This window comes from Pseudomonas sp. KH_046_2, from assembly GCF_057838985.1.
Map to the genome: position 1 here is coordinate 1356683 of NZ_CM174480.1, position 21478 is coordinate 1378160.

Below are 21478 nucleotides of genomic sequence, written 5' to 3' on the forward strand. Positions count from 1 at the left end.
GGGGCCATTCGGCCCGGCCTTGAACTGCATGTATGCAGTTCAAGGCCAGCGGGCGTTTACTGTGGGCGAACGCGCAGGGTCAGGCCCTTGAGGAAGTTGCGCAGCAGCTGGTCGCCGCACGGGCGATAGTTGGTGTGGCCGAACTTGCGGAACAGTGCGCTCAGCTCAGGCTTGGACACCGGGAACTCGGCGGCCTTGAGGATCGCGTGCATGTCGTCTTCTTTCAGCTCGAACGCTACCCGCAGCTTTTTCAGGATGATGTTATTGGTCACCGGCACTTCGATCGGCTGCGGCGGACGGCTTTCGTCCTTGCCGCGCTTGAAGATCACCAGGCCGTCGAGGAAGTGCGCCATGACTTCGTCCGGGCAGCGTACGAAGCCTTCCTCGTCTTCCTCTTTCTTGTCGAGGTAGGTCAGCAGGTCCGGCAGGGTCACGTCCAGGCCGCCGAGCTTGATGATCTCGATGACTTTCTTGTCGCTGATGTCGAGCATGTAGCGCACGCTGCGCAGTACGTCGTTATGAATCATGTGTGCAGTCCTGATATTCAGCTGTGGGCGTCGCGACCAGGCGCGACGCCGAAATGTGTGGCGGCGAGAAAAGCCTTAGAACTTCTCTTTGCCGGACAGGTAGCGCCATTGCCCCACCGGCACTTTGCCGATGGACACGCCGCCGATGCGGATGCGACGGATGGCGACGACCTTGAGGCCGACCGCCTGGCAGAGCAGGGCGATGATGCCCGGCTGCGGGTTCTTCATGGCAAAGCGCAGGCGGTTCTCGTTCTGCCAGCTGGCCTTGACCGCCGGCAACTCCTTGCCCTTGTAGGTCAGGCCGTGGTTCAGGCGGTTCAGGCCGTGGGCCACCATCTCGCCTTCAACCTCGACCACATACTCTTGCTCGATCTTGCTGGAGTCGGCCGTGAGTTTGCGCAGGATTTTCCAGTCCTGGGTGAACACTAGCAGACCGCTGGCGTTGGCCTGCAGGTCGGTGCTGGCGGTCAGGCGCAGGAAGTGCCCGCGCAACGGGCGCTTGCCGTAGCGGTGCTCTTCGCTCAGGGTTTCGGCGCCGAGGGTGGCCATGGCGGTGTCTGGGTCCATGCCGGCGGGCACATTGAGCAGCAGCGTCACAGGTTCCGGTGCGGTGGCCTTGGCTTCGGGATCAAGCTCGACTTTCTGGGTGTCGACCTTGAATTGCGGCTCGTCGATGACCACACCGTCGACGGTGACCCAGCCGCCCTCGATGAACAACTCAGCCTCCCGACGGGAACAGCCGACGAGTTCGATGAGGCGTTTGGAGAGACGAATCGGGTCAGTCATGTCAGGGCCGTAACAAAAAGGGGGTGGGCATTGTACCTGCCTGGCGCCGGTTAATCCCGGTTCCATTTTGGTAATGCTTTTTGTAGGAGTGAGCCTGCTCGCGATAGCTGAGTGTCAGGCAATGAATTTTCAAGCTTATCTACCACTATCGCGAGCAGGCTCACTCCTACATTGGTTTCGTATTGTGTCAGCCATTGCGCGTCAATTGTTGCGGCTGACGCATACGCATGTGCAACAACGGATACGGCTGCCCCATGCCATCGACTTCCGAGCGACCGATGACCTCGAAGCCCTGTTTGAAATAAAACCCCAGGGCTTGCGGGTTCTGTTCGTTGACGTCCAACTCATTGGCGTTCAGGTGTTCCAGGGCATAGCGCAACAATTTCTTGCCCAGGCCCTGGCCGCGATGGTCAGGGTCGATGAAGAGCATTTCGATCTTGCCTGCCGCGATGCCAGCGAACCCGGTGATGCGCTGGCTCGAATCCTTGGTGCAGATCAGCATCACCGAGTCGAGGTAGCGGGTCAGCACCAGGTTTTTCAGCAGTTCGATGTAGCTGTCCGGCAGAAAATCGTGGGTCGCACGTACCGAGGCCTCCCAGACCCGGGTCAATTCTTCGTAGTCGCCGAGTTTCGGCGTGTGGATGACCGAATGCTGACGCATGCCCGTCTGCCTCTTGTGCAGTGGTTGATAGGAATCCTTTCAACCTCAAACAATAGCCGTAAAAAAGCCCCGCATCTCGTCAAGAGAGCGGGGCTTTGCGTATTTTTTGCGTTTAGATCTGTTCAGCCCACAGATCGTATTCGTCGGCGTCGGTCACTTTGCACCAGACCTTGTCGCCCGGCTTGAGGTTGCTGCCGTTGTCGATGAATACGTTGCCATCGATTTCCGGGGCGTCGAAGAAACAGCGGCCCACCGCGCCTTGCTCGTCGACTTCATCGACCAGCACTTCGATTTCGCGGCCGATGCGCATTTGCAGGCGCGCCGAGCTGATGGCCTGCTGGTGCGCCATGAAACGCTCCCAACGGTCCTGCTTGACGTCGTCCGGGACGACTTCCAGGTCCAGGTCATTGGCCGGTGCGCCTTCTACCGGCGAGTACTGGAAGCAGCCGACGCGGTCGAGCTGGGCTTCGGTCAGCCAGTTCAGCAGGTACTGGAAGTCTTCTTCGGTCTCGCCCGGGAAGCCGACGATGAAGGTCGAACGGATGATCAGGTCCGGGCAGATTTCGCGCCAGTTCTTGATCCGCGCCAGGGTCTTGTCTTCGAAGGCCGGGCGTTTCATCGACTTCAGCACTTTCGGGCTGGCGTGCTGGAACGGGATGTCCAGGTACGGCAGGATCTTGCCGGCGGCCATCAGCGGGATCAGCTCATCAACGTGCGGGTACGGATAAACGTAGTGCAGGCGAACCCAGACGCCGAGGGTGCTCAGGGCTTCGCAGAGTTCGGTCATGCGGGTTTTCACCGGCGCGCCGTTCCAGAAACCGGTGCGGTACTTCACGTCGACGCCATAGGCGCTGGTGTCCTGGGAGATCACCAACAGCTCTTTGACACCGGACTTGACCAGGCGCTGGGCCTCGTCGAGCACGTCGCCCACCGGACGGCTGACCAGCTTGCCGCGCATCGACGGGATGATGCAGAAGCTGCAGCTGTGGTTGCAGCCTTCGGAAATCTTCAGGTAGGCGTAGTGGCGCGGGGTCAGCTTGATGCCTTGTGGCGGCACCAGGTCGATCAGCGGGTTGTGGTCCTGGCGCGGCGGCACGACTTCGTGCACGGCGTTGACCACTTGCTCGTACTGCTGCGGACCGGTCACGGCCAGCACGCTCGGGTGTACGTTGCGAATATTGCCTTCTTCGACGCCCATGCAGCCGGTCACGATGACCTTGCCGTTTTCCTTGATGGCTTCGCCGATCACTTCCAGGGACTCGGCCTTGGCCGAATCGATGAAGCCGCAGGTATTGACCACTACAACGTCGGCGTCCTGGTAGGTGGACACCACGTCATAGCCTTCCATGCGCAGCTGGGTAAGGATGCGCTCGGAGTCGACCAGTGCTTTGGGGCAACCCAGGGATACGAAGCCAACCTTTGGATTGGCCGACGCAGGAGTGGTGGACATGTCTAACCTCGGTATTTTGTGACGCCGCTTGCCGGGAAGGGCAAAACCGACGGACGGGCGCTTGAACTGCGCCTCTGATCAAAAAGTGCGCAATTCTAGCGATGAGTCGCTCACTTGACCAGCTTTATGCAGGGAAATACGACGAGTGCTGCGCTATGCTTCGCGCCGTTACGCTTTACTGATTTTTTATAGTCAACAAAACGTCTGTAACGTGAAGTAAAACAGCGCATGCTGCACGACAAAGCATAGTGCTTCATTCAAAGAAGCCCGGGTCTGAGAAGTAGGAGTGGTGGATGGGTCAGGCAAGTAGTCAGGCTGCGGGCGCCGAGCATTCGGCAGCGAAACCGATCGGTATGCTGGTCGCGGCGGTCGGGGTGGTTTATGGCGATATCGGCACAAGCCCGCTGTACACCCTGAAAGAGGTTTTTTCCGGACACTACGGGGTTCCGGTCAACCATGATGGAGTCTTCGGGATTCTGGCACTGATCCTCTGGTCGTTGATCTGGGTCGTTTCGATCAAATACGTGGTGTTCGTGCTGCGTGCCGACAACCAGGGCGAAGGCGGGATCATGGCCTTGACCGCCCTCGCTCGGCGGGCTGCGGCCGGGCATCCGAAGTTGCGCACGTTGCTGGTGGTCTGCGGGCTGATCGGTGCGGCGCTGTTCTATGGCGACAGCATGATCACTCCGGCGATCTCAGTGCTCTCGGCGATTGAAGGCCTGGGACTGGCTTTCGAGGGTATCGACCATTGGGTGGTGCCACTGTCGCTGATCGTGCTGGTGGCGCTGTTCCTGATACAACGTCACGGCACCGCGCGGATCGGCATTCTGTTCGGGCCAATCATGGTCACCTGGTTTGTGGTGCTGGGGGCGCTGGGTGTCTACGGCATCATGCAGCACCCGGAAGTGTTGCAAGCGATGAACCCGGTCTGGGGTGTGCGCTTCTTCGTTGTGCACCCGGGCATGGGCGTGGCGATTCTCGGCGCGGTGGTGCTGGCACTGACGGGCGCCGAAGCGCTGTACGCCGACATGGGCCACTTCGGTCGCAAGCCGATTGCCCGTGCGTGGTTCATCCTCGTGCTGCCGGCACTGGTGCTGAATTACTTCGGCCAGGGTGCGCTGCTGCTCGGCGATCCAGAAGCCGCTCGTAACCCGTTCTACCTGTTGGCACCGAGCTGGGCGCTGATTCCGTTGGTGGGGTTGTCGACCCTGGCCACGGTCATTGCTTCTCAGGCGGTGATTTCCGGTGCGTTCTCCCTGACTCGTCAGGCGATTCAGCTCGGTTACATACCGCGCATGCACATTCAGCACACCTCCAGTGCCGAACAAGGCCAGATCTACATCGGCGCGGTGAACTGGGCGCTGATGGTCGGCGTCATCCTGTTGGTGCTGGGCTTCGAGTCCTCCGGCGCGCTGGCTGCGGCTTACGGCGTGGCCGTGACGGGCACGATGCTGATGACCACCATTCTGGTGTCGGCGGTGATATTGCTGCTGTGGAAATGGCCTCCGGTCCTCGCGGTTCCGCTGTTGCTTGGTTTTCTGGTGGTGGACGGTCTGTACTTTGCGGCCAACGTGCCGAAAATCATTCAGGGCGGGGCGTTCCCGGTGATCGCCGGTATCGTGCTGTTTGTGCTGATGACTACCTGGAAACGCGGCAAGCAGTTGCTGGTCGAGCGCATCGATGAGGGTGGATTGCCGCTGCCGATCTTCATCAGCAGCATTGCCGTACAACCGCCCCATCGAGTTCAGGGCACCGCCGTGTTCCTGACGGCGCGGGCGGATGCCGTGCCCCATGCGTTGTTGCACAACCTGCTGCATAACCAGGTGTTGCACGAGCAAGTGGTGTTGCTGACGGTGGTGTACGAAGACATCCCGCGGGTGCCACCGCAACGGCGCTTCGAGGTCGATTCCTACGGCGAAGGTTTCTTCCGCGTAATCCTGCATTTCGGATTCACCGATGAGCCGGACGTACCGCAGGCGCTGAAACTGTGCCACCTCGATGAACTGGATTTCAGCCCGATGCGTACCACCTACTTCCTCAGCCGCGAGACGGTCATTGCCTCCAAGCTCGAAGGCATGGCCCGTTGGCGCGAGGGGTTGTTTGCCTTCATGTTGCAGAACGCCAACGGCAATTTGCGCTTCTTCAATCTGCCGCTGAACCGGGTGATTGAACTGGGGACGCAGGTGGAGATGTAAGCGACCCACAAAAAGCCCCCGTTGCCGCAAGGCAGTGAGGGCTTTTTTGTGCTCAATGCAATTTCTGAGGCCAGTGAAGATCCCTTGTGGGGGCGAGCCTGCTCGCGAAGGCGGACTGACATTCAGCATTTAAGGTGACTGAAAGACTGCTATCGCGAGCAGGCTCGCTCCCACAGGGGATCTGTGGCGCCTGGTGGAATGAAAAAAGCCCCCGTAACCAAAAGGCTGCGGGGGCTTTTTTGCAGGCGCTGCTCAGGTCATTCCTGAGCAGCCGTTTCCTTCGCCTGCCGCTTCTCGATCACATCCACCAGGCGCTTGGCCAGCGCCGGGTAGTTCTCGTCGAAGTGGTGGCCGCCAGGCAGCTTGATGGCTTCGCCCACCGCCGTCTTGTCGGTACAGCCACTCTCGTCGGTTTCCTCCTCGCCGTAGATGCACACCACTTTGGCGGCCGGCAGCTTGGCCATTTCCGGGCCGGTGGCGGCTTCCTTGCCGGCGTTGCCGAGCCAGCCTTCGACTTCGATCTCGAAGCTGCCGGTGCGGGCGAAGGCCAGCAGGATGATGGCGTCGACGCGTTGCTGCTCCGACTCGGCCAGACGGTTGTAGATCGCCGGCAGTACGTCGGCGCCGAACGAGTAGCCGGTCAGGATGAAACGCTTGGTGCCCCATTTCTGCCGGTAGTGTTGCATCAGTTCAGCCAGGTCCAGCGCGCTTTGCTCCGGGCTCTTGTGCTGCCAGTAGTAGCGCAGGGTGTCGATGCCGACCACCGGGTAGCCGATCTTGGCCATCTCGCCCGCCACGTCGCGGTCGAGGTCGCGCCAGCCGCCGTCACCGGACAGGAACAGGGTCACGGTGTCACTGGCCTGGCCCGCTGGCACTTCGACCACCGGGATCTGCAGGCCGCCAGCGGCTTTGTCGCCACCGACGAGGATCTTGCGCAGTTCGTTGTTCAGCACTTGCGGCAGGTTGATGTCGTAGTCGCTGATGCTGGTTTCGGCGTTCGGTTGATCACGCACGAAGCCGGCACTGGTGTCGTCCGGGTTGTCGTTCCACGCCGCCAGCCAGTGGCCGTGGGCGGCGCTTTTCGGCAACAGATGCGTGCAGCCGCCCTTTTCCAGGGCCAGGTCAACCGAGACGGCCTGGGCCTTGTCGTCCTTTTGCTCGGACAACCAGCGCCAGGCCAGTACGGCGCCAGGGCCGATGCCGCTGACCAGGGTCGCCGGGCCTTTGAGTTCCCGCAGGCCCGATTGCAGGGCACGGCTTTGCAGCAGGCAATCCTTGGGCAGGATCACCTGGACAATTTGCGCCGAACCACTGCGGCTCAGGGTCATCAATTGCTTGTCGCTGAGTTTCTGGTCTTCGTTGACCGCCACCAGCACCTGGGCGCGTGGCGTGGTGCCGGGGATGACACGGGTCATCGCCGCACCATCGGCCGGGGTCAGCAATTCGAGAGTCGGTTCCGGTACCGGGCGTTTCAGGTACCAGAAACCGCCACCGAGAATCAGGGCCACTATCACCAGCGTGCCCAATACATACCGCAAGGAGCGTTGAATCATCAGCGTTTCACCAATCCGGTCAAGCCGCCCGCGATCAGGGCAGCAGTGTCGGCCAGCGCAACCAGCGGATCGAGTCCGGCGGGCACGGCCATATAACGGGGTTCCCAGTCAGGCTGGAACTTGTCTTTGAAGCGGCGCAAGCCCTGGAAGTTGTACAGCTGCTCACCACGGCGGAATACCATCGAGCCCAGGCGCTGGGTAAGTGGTGCGCCACGACGGGGTTGCAGCCCCGACAACGGCACCATGCCCAGGCTGAAACGCGCGTATCCATGGTTTTTATAATGTTGAATCAGGCCGACCATCATGTACTCCATGGTCAGCTTCGGGGCATCCGGGTGCGCGCGCATCAGGTCTAGGCTGGCCAGGTCATGGCCGTAGGTCTCGAGCAGGTTGGCGAACGCCACCGGGCGTCCTTCGAAACGAATCACCGCGATGCGGAAATGCTTGAGGTAGTCGTCGCTGAAGCGGCCCAGCGAGAAGCCTTTCTCCCGGACGTTCTTGCCGGTCAGCCAGGCATCGGAAATCACCTTGAGCTCATCCATCGGCGCCTGGCCCGGTTCATGGATTTCCAGGGACAGGCCGTCACGGGTGCCACGGTTCCAGGTGTAGCGCAGGTCCTTCATCTCTTTGCCCTTGGCTTCGAGATCAAAACGCTTGAGGTCGACCCGGGCTTCTTCGCCGAGCTTGATCGCGGTCAGGCCGATGTCCATGTAGTACGGCAGGTTCTCCGCGCGCACTTGGTAGAACACGGGACGGGCGTGGTGGATGTCGCACAGGTCGCGGAACTGCCAGATCATTTCCGCCCGTTGCTGGCCCGGGCCGATCGGGTCATACAGCGCCACCAGGCTGCGGCCGCGACGGGCGTACATCAGGAACGCTTCGTCGTTGGGGTGGAACAGCAGCGCCTTGTCACCGGTCAGGGCCAGGCCGCCATCCGGTTGGGCCGAAGCCATGAGGATCTTGCTGGCGCGCTCCAGTTCGTCGGGCGTGGGCAAGTGAATGACCGGGCGCGCAGTGCGCAGCAGCCAGGTCAGGGACACCACCACCAGCAGCACGGCGGCCCCGAGCAGCGAACGCAGGCCGCGAGGGGCGTCGGCATCCAGGGTGAACTGCCACCAGAGTTGGTGGCTGTAGGGAACGTCCTGGTAGGCGAACAGCAGCAGCCACATCGACGCACCGAGTACGCACAGGCTGGCCACCAGATACAGCGGCGAGAACGGTAGTTCGGTCAGGCGGCTGGGGCGATAGAACGAGCGGCGGAATACCCCGAGCAGGCTCGCCGTCAGCACCATCAGGCTGGCTTCTTCCCAGTCGAAGCCTTTGAGCAGCGAGAGCAGGGCGCCGACCAGCAACAGAATGGTGGTCAGCATCCACGCGGCCGACAGCCGGCGACGCAGCCCCTGGGCCAGCAATAGGCAAAGCACACCGACCAGGCTGGCACCAAAGTGCGAAGCATCGACCAGTCGATGGGGGATCAGAAAACCGATGTGTTCCAGGCGGGTATCGATTTCCGGAGTGGCGCCGGAGAACAGCAGAACAACACCGGACAGGAACACCAGCACCGCCAATATCGGAGCCGCCAGGCCTGAGGCCGCGCGCAACGTCTGGCGTGTCTGGAACAGGCGCTGGCCTTCGTTGATCAGCAACAACAGGCAGGCCACCAGCAGGGGCAGGACCACGTAGATCAAGCGATAGAGCAGCAGGGCGGCCGCCAGTGGCGCAGCGCCCAGGGTGTCGGAAAACGCCGCCAGCAAAATGGCCTCGAACACCCCGACGCCGCCCGGCACATGGCTGAGCACGCCGGCGGCCAGGGCCAGCAGGTAAACCAGAAGGAACGCGCCGAAGGGCGGTGTTTCCGGCAGCAGCAGATAGAGCACGGTCGCGGCGGCTGCTACGTCCAGGGCGGTGATGACCAATTGCAGGAATGTCAGGCGACGTCCGGGCAGGCGCAAGGTGCGGCGCCCGACCCTTACCAGCAGGTTATCCGGGTAAGGCTGTTCCGGCAGCCGACGACGGTAGATACCGATGGCCAGCACCGAAAACAGCAAGAGTACGGCGCTCGCCACCACGCCCAGCAACGTTTCGGAGAGACCCAGGGCGTTGGACGCCGCTGGCAGGTCGCTGAGCGTCGCCAGGGCGGCCAGCGGCGGTAGGGCGCAACCCAGCGAGAGGCTGGCGAACAATGTCATGCGGGCGACTTCAGCCGCTCCCAGGCCATGACGGGCATAGAGGCGATAGCGGACCGAACCGCCCGACAACATTGAAAGACCGATGGCATTGCCGATGGCAAAGGCCGTGAACCCACCCAGCGCCAACTCGCGCGGTGCCAGGCTCACCCCGGCATAGCGGCTGGCCGACCATTCGTAGCCGAGCAGAATGATGAAGCCCACCACGGTGGCGCCCAGTGCGCCCATCAAGGCTGGTTTTGGAACATCGAGGATCGAGTCGTGCAGCGCGTAAAGGTCGAGTTCGCTCAACAGGTGGCGACAGGCAATCAGCGCGATCGCGAACAGCAGCAGGGTGACCGCCAGGCCAATGGGTTGACGGTACTTGCTCAATCGATCAAGCAGGCGCAGGCGCTCGGCATTGATCGGTTGTTCCGCTGTGACAGTGTCTTGTGAATCAGACGAGTTGGCGCGCATCAATCACCTCTTGGATTGTGCGCGACAGGATGGAGGTATCCAGCCAAGTTACCAATCCCTGTAGAAAAAAATAATCACAAATATCAACGCCTATCACCGGGCAACGGAGACGGCGCGTTATCAGTCGTGGAGGCTTCAGTCTGTGATTGAGCATAGTCTGAACCCGGCGCATGGGTGCTCCCCAAATGGCTTGCTACACAGTGACAGGTCATTGTTGCGAAAGGACTTTTTCAACAGATACAAAAAAGGCCACTCTTTCGAGTAGCCTTTTTTTATGTTTGGTTGCGGGAGCCGGATTTGAACCGACGACCTTCGGGTTATGAGCCCGACGAGCTACCAGACTGCTCCATCCCGCGTCTGTGTGGCGGCATTCTATAGAGATACGCCGGGGTGTCAACCGTTAATCCTGAAGCAGGTCAAATAAATGTTGAATCGCGTCAAACGGTCGCAGGGATAGCCTAAGTTTCGGAATCAGAACGATTTCCAGTTTCGGAATCGTTGAGCGTCCAGGCCTTGTTCCAGCATTCGGTGCTACAAAACGAGCGCGCACAAAAAAGGCCACTCTTTCGAGTAGCCTTTCTTGATGTTTGGTTGCGGGAGCCGGATTTGAACCGACGACCTTCGGGTTATGAGCCCGACGAGCTACCAGACTGCTCCATCCCGCGTCTGTGTGGCTCATTCTATAGAGATGCGCTCGGGTGTCAACCTCAAATTCCGATAAAACCTCTTCCCGTTCAATCGGTTAGCGTTCAAAAGGGGCGATCGACCGGTCTGTGAGGCAGGCAGGACAAGGCCTGCGCGTCTATTGAAAGTAATTTTTCGATTGAAAAAATAAATTCACAATCGACTCTTCCTACGAATGGAAAAGAACATTCAGACTACTGGTGCTATATACAGGTGTCGGTGAGATACTGTTTATCCGGCACGCCATGACGCCTTTTCTTTGCCATGAACACGGCTTTGCTATGACCCAACGCAAGATCATCCACGTCGATTGTGACTGCTTCTATGCGGCCATAGAGATGCGCGACGACCCACGCCTCGCCGGTAAGCCACTGGCGGTAGGTGGGGCGGCGGACCGGCGTGGGGTGATCGCCACCTGCAATTATGAGGCGCGAGCGTACGGGGTGCGTTCGGCGATGTCCTCCGGGCATGCCTTGAAGCTGTGCCCGGACCTGACCATCGTCAAGCCACGCATGGATGCCTATAGAGAAGCGTCCAGGGAAATTCATACGATCTTTCGCGATTACACCGAGATCATCGAACCGCTCTCGCTCGATGAGGCGTACCTCGATGTGTCGGACAGTGCGCATTTCGCTGGCAGTGCAACGCGCATCGCCCAGGACATCCGGCGCCGGGTCTCCAACCAGTTGCATATCACCGTGTCGGCGGGTGTGGCGCCGAACAAGTTTCTGGCCAAGATCGCCAGTGACTGGAAAAAGCCCAACGGCCTGTTTGTCATCACTCCGGACCAGGTCGAGGACTTTGTCAGTGGCTTGCCGGTGAGCAAATTGCACGGGGTCGGCAAAGTCACCGCCGACAAGCTCGGCAAGCTGGGGATCACCGATTGCCTGCAATTGCGCGAGTGGGACAAGTTGGCGCTGGTGCGTGAATTCGGCAGCTTTGGCGAGCGACTCTGGAGCCTGGCCCGTGGGATCGATGACCGTGTGGTACACAACGACAGTCGTCGACAGTCGATCAGTGTTGAAAATACCTACGACGTTGACCTGCCGGACCTCAAGAGCTGTCTGGAAAAATTACCCGAACTGCTGGAGACCCTGGCGGGTCGCATGGCGCGGATCGACAGCAGCTATCGTCCGGGCAAACCATTCGTCAAAGTGAAGTTCCACGACTTCACCCAGACTACATTGGAGCAGGCCGGGGCAGGGCGGGATCTGGGCAGTTATCAGTTGATGCTGACCCAGGCTTTCAATCGCGGCGGTAAACCGGTGCGGTTGTTGGGTGTCGGAGTGCGGCTGGAGGACTTGCGGGGTGGGTTCGAGCAGATGGAGTTGTTTGAGCGGTAGCTTAGTGGTGAATGTCAGGCCGCCTTCGCGAGCAGGCTCGCTCCCACATTGGATTTGTGAACACCTGAAATCCTGTGTGGAAGCGAGCCTGCTCGCGAATGCTCCTGGCTTTTTAGTTCAGCCCCGGATTCGCCACCAGTCGCTCACCATTCTGGGCCAGTGACTTCAGGAATTCGGTCTGCAATTCTGGATCGTTGCGCGTCAGTTCGATCAGGCTCTGTTCCAGTTCGCTGGCTTCTTCTTCAAGACCCAGTTCCGACAGGCGCTTGACCCGGTGGACCCACTGATTGACTTCGTCGCCCTCGAGATCGTCATAAATCAGCCCGTGGGCCTCATAGAGCTTGCTGCGCAAGGTGCTGCTGACGGCTAGCGAGGAGTCGCTGTGTACGTCGTCCTGGGCATCCTCGACACGAATCAGCAACCGGCTCAGGTGATTGATGTCATGTTCGGCGAACGGGTTGTCCAACAGATTCAGGCGCAACACGCCGTTCTTGTCGGTGGTCAGTTCGAAGGTTTCCTTGCCGGCCTTGACCTCGACCGGCCGCTCGCTCCAGGGCAGGCTTGAGTATTCCGTACGCTTGTCGCGCTGGACTTCATCAATACCGGCCAGGTTCTGCTGCGCGCGGCCGTGGGACTGCACGTTCATGAACGGGTTGAGCCCGGCGAAACCGTAGCTCAGCCAGTCCTTGGTCACGCTGTCCGGCAGATTGCCGAGGGCGAACACATTGACCACGTTGGCACCGACACCCGCCACCACGGCCACCGCGCCCAGCGGGATTTCGTAAATCTCCCGCCAGGGTTGGTACGGCGTATAGCGATCGTAGTGACGAGTGACTTCGTACTCGGTGACTTCGAAAGTCTTCTGCTCGTGGATTTTCACCCGCCGTTGCGGCAGCTCAAGCACCTTGGGCTCACCGACATCGATCTGCAGGCTGTGATCGAGCAATTTGCGCTCGATCCGTTCCTCGTGCTCGCTGCGTTGTGACATGTGATTGGCACAGCCGCTGACCAGCAGGGCGCCGCACAAGGCGGCACCACCGAGGCCTAAGGTGTTTCGCTTGAACATGACGTCTCTATATCTGCTATCAGCGGCGGATGCGGGCCTGAAGGAAGGACAGCACGTCGGCGACCGGCAGCGCTTGTGCGTCGGCCTCGGTACGGCTCTTGTATTCCAGGTTGCCTTCGGCCAGGCCGCGGTCGCTGACCACGATCCGGTGTGGAATGCCGATCAGTTCCATGTCCGCGAACTTGATGCCCGGGCTGGTTTTCTTGTCGCGGTCGTCCAGCAGCACTTCGAAGCCGGCAGCGGTGAGTTCCGCGTACAGCTTGTCGGTGGCTTCACGAACCTGCTCGGTCTCGTAGCGCAGCGGCACCAGGGCGATCTGGAATGGCGCGAGGGTGTCGCTCCAGATGATCCCGTTTTCGTCGTTGTTCTGCTCGATGGCAGCCGCCACCACGCGGGACACGCCGATACCGTAGCAACCCATTTCCAGGGTGACCGGCTTGCCGTTCTCGCCCAGCACTTCGCACTTCATCGCTTTGCTGTACTTGTTGCCCAGCTGGAAGATGTGCCCGACTTCGATGCCGCGCTTGATCTCCAGGGTGCCCTTGCCGTCCGGGCTCGGGTCGCCGGCCACAACGTTGCGCAGATCGGCAACGGTTGGAACAGGCAGGTCGCGTTCCCAGTTCACGCCGAAGTAGTGCTTGTCGTCGATGTTGGCACCGATGCCGAAGTCGCTCATCAGTTCGACCGAGCGGTCGATGATGATCGGCAGTGGCAGGTTCAACGGACCCAGGGAACCGGCACCGGCGCCGATGGCGTCGCGCAGTTCGCTTTCCGAGGCCATGACCAGCGGGCTGGCAACGCCTGGCTGGTTGGCGGCCTTGATTTCGTTCAGCTCATGGTCGCCACGGATGATCAGGGCAACCAGCTTGCCTTTCTCTTCGGCGTGTACCACGAGGGTCTTGATGGTTTTCTCGATCGGCAGGTTGAAGCCTTCGACCAGTTGCGCAATGGTCTTGGCGTTCGGGGTGTCGACCAGGCGCAGCTCTTCGCTCGGAGCGGCGCGCGAGGTTTCGCGGGGCACGGCTTCGGCTTTCTCGATGTTGGCGGCGTAGTCGGAGCCGTTGCTGAAGACGATGTCGTCTTCACCGGACTCGGCCAGCACGTGGAACTCGTGGGAGCCGGCACCGCCGATGGAGCCGTTGTCGGCTTCTACAGGGCGGAACTTCAGACCCAGACGGGTGAACACGTTGCAGTAGGCCTGGTGCATGCGGTCGTAGGTGACCTGCAGCGAAGGCTGGTCGGCGTGGAACGAGTAGGCGTCCTTCATGATGAATTCGCGGCCGCGCATCAAACCGAAGCGTGGGCGGATTTCGTCACGGAATTTGGTCTGGATCTGGTACAGGTTGATCGGCAGCTGCTTGTAGCTGCTCAACTCGTTGCGCATCAGATCGGTGATGACTTCTTCGTGGGTGGGACCTGCGCAGAAGTCGCGACCGTGGCGATCCTTGAAGCGCAGCAATTCAGGGCCGTACTCTTCCCAGCGGCCGGATTCCTGCCACAGCTCAGCCGGTTGCGTGCTCGGCATCAACACTTCGAGAGAGCCGGCGGCGTTCATTTCTTCGCGAACGACGGCTTCGACCTTGCGCATTACCCGCAAGCCCATCGGCAGCCAGGTGTACAGGCCCGAGGCGAGTTTGCGGATCATGCCGGCGCGCAGCATCAGCTGGTGGCTGATCACGACCGCGTCGGAAGGCGTTTCTTTTTGTGTGGCGAGCAAAAATTGACTGGTGCGCATGGTTGGCCGTTATCGATTGCTGATGACGAGAAATGACGGAGCATTGTACGGGCGAGATCCGCTGGCGTACAGGCGTGCGGTCGGTGGTGTGGCAGGAGGGCGCGATTCACTCGGCCCTCCGCGATTCTTCCTGCGCAGGAGCCTACGACTCTTCGGCGACCGGAGTCTGCACCGGTTCCGGTGTCGGTGTCGGGCCTTCACGGCGGTTTTCCTGGAACCAGTGCAAGGCGATCAACAGCAGGGTCGGGACGCCTAGCAGGGCGGTGATCAGGAAGAAGTCATGGTAACCGAATTTTTCCACCATGACCCCGGAGTAGCCGCCGATCAGGCGTGGCAGCAACAGCATGATCGAGCTGAGCAGGGCATATTGGGTGGCGGAGAACTTGAGGTTGGTCAGGCTCGACAGGTAGGCGACGAACGCCGAGGTCGCCAGGCCCGAGCTGAAGTTGTCCAGGGAGATGGTCAACACCAGCATGTTCAGTTTGGGGCCCATGTCGGCGAGCATCAGGAACAGGATGTTGGTCGCCGCGGATGCGACACCGCCGATGAACAGGATCGGCAGGATGCCGAAACGCACGATCAGCAGGCCGCCCATGCCGGCACCCACCAGGGTCATGATCAGGCCGAAGATTTTACTGACGCTGGCGATCTGGTCCTTGGTGAAACCCTGGTCGATGTAGAACACGTTGGCCATCACGCCCATGACCGTATCGGACATCCGATAGGTGGCGATCAAGCCGAGCAGCAGCAGCGCTTGCCAGCGGTATCGCAGGATGAAGTCATTGACCGGCGTCAGCACCGGCGCCAGGCCACGGCGGCCCATGGCCGAAAGGCACAGGGCAGTGAGTGTGGTGTAGAGGATGGCCCGCAGGAGCGCGCGGTCTTCGAGCAGCAGGTCGAGCGGGCTCACGCCTTCGAACAGTACGCTGGCGAAGTCGGTGTTGTAGAGCTGGGTGAACATGGCCGGTACGGACACCAGCATAATGATCAGTACGAACACCGAGGCCAGTTGATGCACGAAGCTGTAGCGCCCGGCCTGCAGTTGCGTGCGCAACGGTACCGGCGGTTCGCGCATGAACAGGCTGGTCAGCAGTGCCGGGACCATCAGGGCGCCGAACAGAATGTAAGTGCCGGCCCAGGCCGAATGCTTGTAGTTGAAGCCGGTGGAGCCAAACCCTTCGGCGAAGTACAGCGCGCCTGCAGTCGCCAGCAGCGCCGCGACCCGGTAACCGGACATGTAGCTGGCAGCCAGGGCGGCCTGACGATTGTCTTCGGCGATTTCCAGGCGATAGGCGTCTACCGCAATATCTTGCGTCGCTGATGCGAAAGCGACGACCACGGCAATGGCGATCAGCCAGGACAAATGCTTTTGCGGGTCGCAGAAACCCATCCCGATCAGACCAAGGATGACCAGTGCCTGGGACAATACGAGCCAGGATCGTCGTCGACCGAGTTTGCCGAGCAATGGCAGTCGCCATTGGTCGAGCAGAGGCGACCAGACCCATTTGAAGGCATACGCCAGGCCGATCAGGCTTGCATAGCCAATGGTTTCACGCGCCACGCCGGCTTCACGCAGCCAGACTGAAAGTGTCGAAAACACCAGCATGTAGGGCAGGCCGGCGGCGAAACCAAGCAGCAACAGCACGAGTGTCGAGGGGCTGGCATAAGCGGCGAGCGCGGCGCGCCAGGTTTTACGGGGCATGGGCTGGAGTCTGCCTCAAGAAATACGGAAACAAAGCGCGCACTCTAACCTCTGTGCTCTACCGGACGCCAGCCATGGCGCTGAATATCAACACGATTATTCTGGATACTGATGCCCTCCATGCGTAATCGTGCACGTTGCTCATCACCCGAAGGGCTGCCCGCCGGCAGGCTGATACGCCCGTTTGCGCCCAGAACGCGGTGCCAGGGCAGCTTGCTGTCGCCGGGCAGTTGACTGAGGGTGCGCCCGACCCAGCGGGCGGCGCGACCCAGTCCTGCAAGCTCGGCCAGTTGGCCGTAGCTGACGACTTTGCCCTCGGGTACTTGTGCCAGCGTCAAATACAGCGCCGTGCGTCGGATTTGCGCTGCGCTCTCGGGGTCATCGATTGGATCAGTCACGTCCGTCAGTCCTGAGGAAGATTGCTTTACTATCTGTAGAGTAATTCCTGCGCAGGAAGTTGAGAAATGAACTCAACAGAAATAGTCGGGTCAGTCCTTGTCATGGTCTTGTTCCTACGGATAATGCCGACTTTTCTCGCAAGCCTGAGCCTGTATTTTGTTTATGTTGTCCAGATCCCTTCTGTGTCTCGCCGTCCTTGGCGCATCCTCTCCCTTGCTGGCCGATACCGTGTGGTTGAAGAACGGTGACAAGCTGAGCGGCAAAATCACGCTGTTCGATGGCGGCAAACTGCTGATCCAGACCGAGTACGCCGGTGCGGTGACGATCGACTGGAAACAGGTCAAGACCCTGGACAGCGATCAGGAGTTGCTGGTCAAGCAGGATGCCTACAGCGGCGAGAAAGCCAAGTCGCTGATAGCGGCGGACGCCGGCAAGGTCACGCTGGCCAACGGCGAGACACCAAAGACGGTCGAACTGGCAAGCATCCAGCAGATTCTCAAGCCAAAACCGGTGGTCGAGGATCTGGTGTGGAAAGGCAACGTCGATGTCGCGCTGGATTATCAGCGGGCGGAAAACGACACCGATGACTACGACATCGATTTCAAGACCAGTGCGCGACACGGTCGCTGGCGGCACACCGCTGAAGGTGAATACAACCGTGAGTTCCAGGATGACGTGGTGACCACGGACAATTGGCGGGCGGAGTACTCCATCGACCGATTCCTGACCGAGCAATGGTTCTGGCAGGGGCGCCTGGTCTACAAGCGCGACAAGGTCGAGGACCTTTCCCGTCAGCGCACGGTCGGTACCGGTCCTGGGTATCAGTTCTGGGATAACGAACTTGGAGCATTCTCCCTGGGCTCACTGATCAACCGCACGGACTATGAATTTTCCGATGGCAGCAATGACAATTTCTACGCCTTGGCCATGAAGTGGGACTACAACCGCTACCTGGTCGGCAAGCGTGTCGAGTTCTTCACCAATGGCGAGGTTGGCAAGCCGCTGTCGGGGGTGGCCGACTACGCGCTCGATGCCGAGATGGGGCTGCGCTACAAGGTGACTGACTGGGCATCGCTGAACCTGAAGGCGGAACGCGACATCATCAGCGGTACTGACGATTCGGATCTGGACAAGACACGCTACACCGCAGGGTTTGGCGTGACCTGGTAAGAAAACCAAAAGCTCGCCGCCTTCGACAGCTCCTGCAAGGTCAGCGCAAGAGCTGTCGAAGGTGGCGAGCTTTTTTATATGGACAAAACACTCGCCCACAAAAAAGCCCCGCTGTTGAGGGCGGGGCTTTTTACTAAAGCAAGTACAAGTTAGATAACTTGTACTTCTTCAGCTTGCATGCCTTTCTGACCGCGGGTAGCGATGAAAGAAACCTGTTGGCCTTCTTTCAGGCTTTTGAAGCCGTCGGATTGGATAGCTTTGAAGTGAACGAACAGGTCGTCACCGGATTGTGGAGTGATGAAGCCGAAGCCTTTTTCATCGTTGAACCACTTAACGGTACCGGTTTGGCGATTAGACATGGTGTAACTCCTTGAACAAAGATAACTGCGACTCAGGAAGAACCCTGGCCGAGACTGAGTGCAAAGAGCAGGAAAAATTCTTGTAGATGGTTGGATCGAAATTCAACATATCGTGTAGAGATTCTCAGTGACACAAGCAGCACAGTGACGCCACCTTAACCCTTTTTCCGGGACGTGCCAATGCTTCTTGCGAAGGTTTCTCTGTTTTAAGGATCGGCGGTGTGACGGTTCGTCGCCAGAGCAGGTAATTCCTGCCTGTTCGGCGAGAATTGCACCGCGGACTTTGAACCCGGCGGCGCGCCCGGTAAGATGCCGGACAGAATTTTTCGACCTCGCTATTCAGGACACCCGCCATGAGCATCAAATCGGACAAGTGGATTCGCCGCATGGCGCAGGAACACGGCATGATCGAGCCTTTCGTCGAGCGCCAGATGCGCGGCAGCGACGATAGCCGTGTGATCTCCTACGGCGTGTCGAGCTATGGCTACGATGTGCGTTGCACCAATCATTTCAAGGTGTTCACCAACATCAATTCGGCCATCGTCGACCCGAAGAACTTCGATGCCGGCAGCTTCGTCGACATCCACAGCGACGTGTGCATCATTCCGCCGAACTCCTTCGCCCTGGCCAGCACCGTCGAATATTTCCGCATTCCGCGTAACGTATTGACCATTTGCCTGGGTAAAAGCACCTACGCTCGCTGCGGCATCATCGTCAACGTCACGCCGCTCGAGCCTGAGTGGGAAGGCCACGTGACCCTGGAGTTCTCCAACACCACCAATCTGCCGGCGAAAATCTACGCAAACGAAGGCGTGGCGCAGATGCTGTTCCTTGAGTCTGACGAAGAGTGTGAAGTGTCCTACAAGGACCGTGGCGGCAAGTATCAGGGCCAGCGTGGCGTGACCCTGCCGCGCACCTGAGTCAACCGTCTGACAAATGTCGGGAATTCCTGAGCGGGCGTACACTCTATGGGGTGTACTGTTCCGATCCGCGCAAGGCGGGTCGGGCCATCGCTCAGGAGTGCCGAATGAAGATCGATCCGCGAATCAGTGCCGAACTGGCAAGGCTTGAACCCAATCAGGTTGGCGTTCTGGCCTGGTCCTTGTTGGCACACCCGCCCGTCAGCATGGCAGGGGGTATTCCCGGCCAGCCAGATCCTGATACCCCGAACGAACAGCCTAATGAACCGGGCGAGCCTACGCTGCCGGATGAGCCGCCGCCTGCGCCTGTCGTCTGATTACCAGTTACTACAGATCAAAATAATGTGGGAGCGAGCTCGCTCCCACAGGTATTGCTGTAGTCGTTACTTCAGGTTGCCGCTGAGGAACTGCTTCAATCGCTCGCTTTTCGGATTGCCCAGCACGTCTTGCGGCGCGCCTTCTTCCTCCACCAGGCCCTGGTGCAGAAACAACACCTGGCTCGACACTTTGCGCGCAAAGCTCATTTCGTGGGTCACCATGATCATGGTCCGGCCTTCTTCGGCCAGGCCCTGGATCACCTTGAGCACTTCACCCACCAGTTCGGGGTCCAGCGCCGAGGTCGGTTCGTCGAACAGCATGACTTCCGGCTCCATGGCCAGTGCGCGGGCAATCGCTACCCGTTGTTGCTGACCGCCGGACAGGAAGGCCGGGTATTGGTCAGCCACGCGGGAGGCCAGCCCCACCTTGTCGAGATAGCGCCGGGCGCGATCCTCGGCTTCTTTCCTGTCGCAGCCCAGCACCCGGCGCGGGGCCATGGTGATGTTTTCCAGCACCGTCATGTGGCTCCACAGGTTGAAGTGCTGGAACACCATGGCCAGGCGGGTGCGAATCCGCTGCAGTTCATCGGCGTCGGCCACGTGCATGCCGTGACGATCCTTGATCATGCGGATGTTCTGCCCGTCGAGGCTCATGGCGCCGTCGTTGGGTTGTTCCAGGAAGTTGATGCAGCGCAGAAAGGTGCTTTTACCCGAGCCGCTGGCGCCGATCAGGCTGATGACGTCGCCGGTCTTGGCCTTGAGCGAAACGCCTTTGAGGACTTCATGGTCGCCGTAGCTTTTATGCAGGCCTTCGATGGTCAGTTTGTACATGGGGCGTGCATCCTCAAGGCGAAAGTAGATAGCCGCTGCGATAGGCTTCGGCGCCCGCGACGTGGGCGATCACCATGCCGGCAGTGGCCATGCGGCGCAGCGAGCGGGCGTACATCAGCCCGGCTGTGGCGCAATGAACGGGAGTGACCAGATCGTTGACCGGATCAATGATCTCGGCGATCAGTTGCCCGGCTTCAAGGTATTCACCCGGCAATGCGGTGAACACCAGCAGCCCGCCCACTGGCGTGGTCACCGGCTCGACACCGGCCAGCGGTGTCGCCGGGTAGGGCAGGTCGGGCAGGGGCGCGGGTTCGCCGGCGATCGCGCCGAAATGGGTCAGGTAGTCGATCAGCGCCTGGCAGTCGAGGCTCGCCAGCGGGTGATTGACGTCGCCCTGTCCGCGCAGTTCGACGGTCACCGAAAAGCTGCCCGGCGGAATGTCGAACTGCTCGCCGAAGCGTTCTTTCAACTGCCACCAGAGCAGGGTGAAGCATTCGTCGAACGACTGGCCGCCGGAATCGGTTGCCAGCAGGCTGGCCTCGGCGCCGATGTAGCGGGCCAGCGGCTCGACCTGCGGCCAGGCATCCGGCGTGGTGTAGAGGTGAGCGACCGCTTCGAAATCGCAATGCAGGTCGAGCACCATATCGGCGTCGCAGGCCAATCGTTGCAGGGTCAGGCGCTGGGATTGCAATTGGGTGGCGGCGGTCTGCCGGGCGAGCGCATCGCGCAAGTTGCTGCGGATCAATTGCAGGTTGTGCTGCGGATCGTCACCGAGCTTGCCTTCGATCGCGTTGCCGACTTCCTCACTGAGGTCGACGAACCAGCGGTTGAAGTTCTGGCCGCTTTCCAGCTCGTAGCGGCCCAGCGGCACATCCATCAGTACCTGTTCCAGGCCCACCGGGTTGGCGATGGGCACCAGCACTATTTCGCTGCGCAGGCGACCGGCGGCTTCCAGCTCCGCCAGGCGCTGCTTGAGGTGCCAGGCCACCAGCATGCCAGGCATTTCGTCGGCGTGCAGGGAGGCCTGGATGTAGATCTTGCGGTTGGCCGGTTGTGGGCCGAAGTGAAAACTGTGGATCTGTCGTGCGGTCCCGGGCAGCGGGGCCAGCAGGTCATGTTTCTGGTGGCGCATTTACGA

At 60.2% G+C, this 21478-nt stretch carries 18 protein-coding genes and 2 tRNA genes; 5 read left to right on the plus strand and 15 right to left on the minus strand.

What is annotated here, in order from left to right; translation table 11 throughout:
- Positions 1-56: 56 nt before the first annotated feature.
- The 4 genes from AC3IX1_RS06090 to rimO all read right to left on the minus strand — a co-directional run bounded on the left by AC3IX1_RS06090 (position 57) and on the right by rimO (position 3424).
- On the minus strand, positions 57-527 hold the full coding sequence (locus AC3IX1_RS06090) for a YehS family protein (protein WP_046041186.1): 471 nt from the start codon (positions 525-527) through the stop codon (positions 57-59).
- 75 nt (positions 528-602) lie between these two features.
- Positions 603-1313, minus strand: a complete 711-nt coding sequence (locus AC3IX1_RS06095; protein ID WP_489387498.1) for an rRNA pseudouridine synthase — start codon at positions 1311-1313, stop codon at positions 603-605.
- Between the two features lie 187 nt (positions 1314-1500).
- Positions 1501-1974, minus strand: a complete 474-nt coding sequence (locus tag AC3IX1_RS06100; protein ID WP_489387499.1) for a GNAT family N-acetyltransferase — start codon at positions 1972-1974, stop codon at positions 1501-1503.
- A gap of 112 nt (positions 1975-2086) precedes the next feature.
- Positions 2087-3424: a 30S ribosomal protein S12 methylthiotransferase RimO gene (gene rimO, locus AC3IX1_RS06105; protein ID WP_150718460.1), complete on the minus strand. Its 1338-nt coding sequence runs from the start codon at positions 3422-3424 to the stop codon at positions 2087-2089.
- Between the two features lie 293 nt (positions 3425-3717).
- Between rimO and AC3IX1_RS06110 the strand changes: the two genes are divergently transcribed.
- Complete coding sequence (locus tag AC3IX1_RS06110) at positions 3718-5619, plus strand: potassium transporter Kup (RefSeq protein WP_489387500.1); 1902 nt, start codon at positions 3718-3720, stop codon at positions 5617-5619.
- A gap of 257 nt (positions 5620-5876) precedes the next feature.
- Here AC3IX1_RS06110 and AC3IX1_RS06115 read toward each other — a convergent pair whose 3' ends face one another.
- The 4 genes from AC3IX1_RS06115 to AC3IX1_RS06130 all read right to left on the minus strand — a co-directional run bounded on the left by AC3IX1_RS06115 (position 5877) and on the right by AC3IX1_RS06130 (position 10479).
- Positions 5877-7172, minus strand: coding sequence for a virulence factor family protein (locus AC3IX1_RS06115; RefSeq protein ID WP_489387501.1), 1296 nt, complete (start codon positions 7170-7172; stop codon positions 5877-5879).
- Complete coding sequence (gene mprF, locus AC3IX1_RS06120) at positions 7172-9814, minus strand: bifunctional lysylphosphatidylglycerol flippase/synthetase MprF (protein ID WP_489387502.1); 2643 nt, start codon at positions 9812-9814, stop codon at positions 7172-7174. The genes AC3IX1_RS06115 and mprF overlap by 1 nt, the downstream gene beginning before the upstream one ends.
- 279 nt (positions 9815-10093) lie before the next feature.
- Positions 10094-10170: transfer RNA gene (locus AC3IX1_RS06125), tRNA-Met, on the minus strand.
- A 232-nt stretch (positions 10171-10402) separates the two neighbouring features.
- A tRNA-Met gene (locus AC3IX1_RS06130) sits at positions 10403-10479 on the minus strand.
- A 300-nt stretch (positions 10480-10779) separates the two neighbouring features.
- On the opposite strand from AC3IX1_RS06130, the gene dinB reads away from it, so the two are divergent.
- A complete protein-coding gene (gene dinB / locus AC3IX1_RS06135; RefSeq protein WP_489387503.1) occupies positions 10780-11841 on the plus strand; it encodes a DNA polymerase IV in 1062 nt (353 codons plus the stop codon).
- 112 nt (positions 11842-11953) lie between these two features.
- On the opposite strand, the gene AC3IX1_RS06140 is transcribed toward dinB, so the two are convergent.
- From AC3IX1_RS06140 to AC3IX1_RS06155, 4 genes are all read right to left on the minus strand, one after another.
- On the minus strand, positions 11954-12907 hold the full coding sequence (locus tag AC3IX1_RS06140) for a hypothetical protein (protein ID WP_489387504.1): 954 nt from the start codon (positions 12905-12907) through the stop codon (positions 11954-11956).
- Between the two features lie 19 nt (positions 12908-12926).
- A complete protein-coding gene (locus tag AC3IX1_RS06145; protein ID WP_489387505.1) occupies positions 12927-14642 on the minus strand; it encodes a proline--tRNA ligase in 1716 nt (571 codons plus the stop codon).
- Between the two features lie 142 nt (positions 14643-14784).
- On the minus strand, positions 14785-16344 hold the full coding sequence (locus tag AC3IX1_RS06150) for an AmpG family muropeptide MFS transporter (protein ID WP_489387506.1): 1560 nt from the start codon (positions 16342-16344) through the stop codon (positions 14785-14787).
- A 44-nt stretch (positions 16345-16388) separates the two neighbouring features.
- Positions 16389-16742 (minus strand): MGMT family protein, encoded by a 354-nt coding sequence (locus tag AC3IX1_RS06155; protein ID WP_489387507.1) that lies wholly within the window; start codon positions 16740-16742, stop codon positions 16389-16391.
- A 163-nt stretch (positions 16743-16905) separates the two neighbouring features.
- On the opposite strand from AC3IX1_RS06155, the gene AC3IX1_RS06160 reads away from it, so the two are divergent.
- Positions 16906-17913, plus strand: coding sequence for a DUF481 domain-containing protein (locus AC3IX1_RS06160; RefSeq protein ID WP_489318624.1), 1008 nt, complete (start codon positions 16906-16908; stop codon positions 17911-17913).
- 149 nt (positions 17914-18062) lie between these two features.
- On the opposite strand, the gene AC3IX1_RS06165 is transcribed toward AC3IX1_RS06160, so the two are convergent.
- A complete protein-coding gene (locus tag AC3IX1_RS06165; protein WP_002554837.1) occupies positions 18063-18272 on the minus strand; it encodes a cold-shock protein in 210 nt (69 codons plus the stop codon).
- Positions 18273-18625: 353 nt separating this feature from the next.
- On the opposite strand from AC3IX1_RS06165, the gene dcd reads away from it, so the two are divergent.
- On the plus strand, positions 18626-19192 hold the full coding sequence (gene dcd, locus AC3IX1_RS06170) for a dCTP deaminase (RefSeq protein ID WP_007940589.1): 567 nt from the start codon (positions 18626-18628) through the stop codon (positions 19190-19192).
- Between the two features lie 107 nt (positions 19193-19299).
- On the plus strand, positions 19300-19509 hold the full coding sequence (locus tag AC3IX1_RS06175; protein WP_008052149.1) for a hypothetical protein: 210 nt from the start codon (positions 19300-19302) through the stop codon (positions 19507-19509).
- Between the two features lie 66 nt (positions 19510-19575).
- Here AC3IX1_RS06175 and AC3IX1_RS06180 read toward each other — a convergent pair whose 3' ends face one another.
- The gene (locus AC3IX1_RS06180; protein ID WP_489387508.1) at positions 19576-20340 is read right to left on the minus strand and encodes an ABC transporter ATP-binding protein; all 765 of its coding nucleotides are present in this window, start codon (positions 20338-20340) and stop codon (positions 19576-19578) included.
- A 13-nt stretch (positions 20341-20353) separates the two neighbouring features.
- Positions 20354-21472 carry a succinylglutamate desuccinylase/aspartoacylase family protein gene (locus AC3IX1_RS06185; protein WP_489387509.1) on the minus strand — a complete coding sequence of 373 codons (1119 nt, stop codon included), beginning with the start codon at positions 21470-21472 and terminating at the stop codon, positions 20354-20356.
- Positions 21473-21478 lie beyond the last annotated feature (6 nt).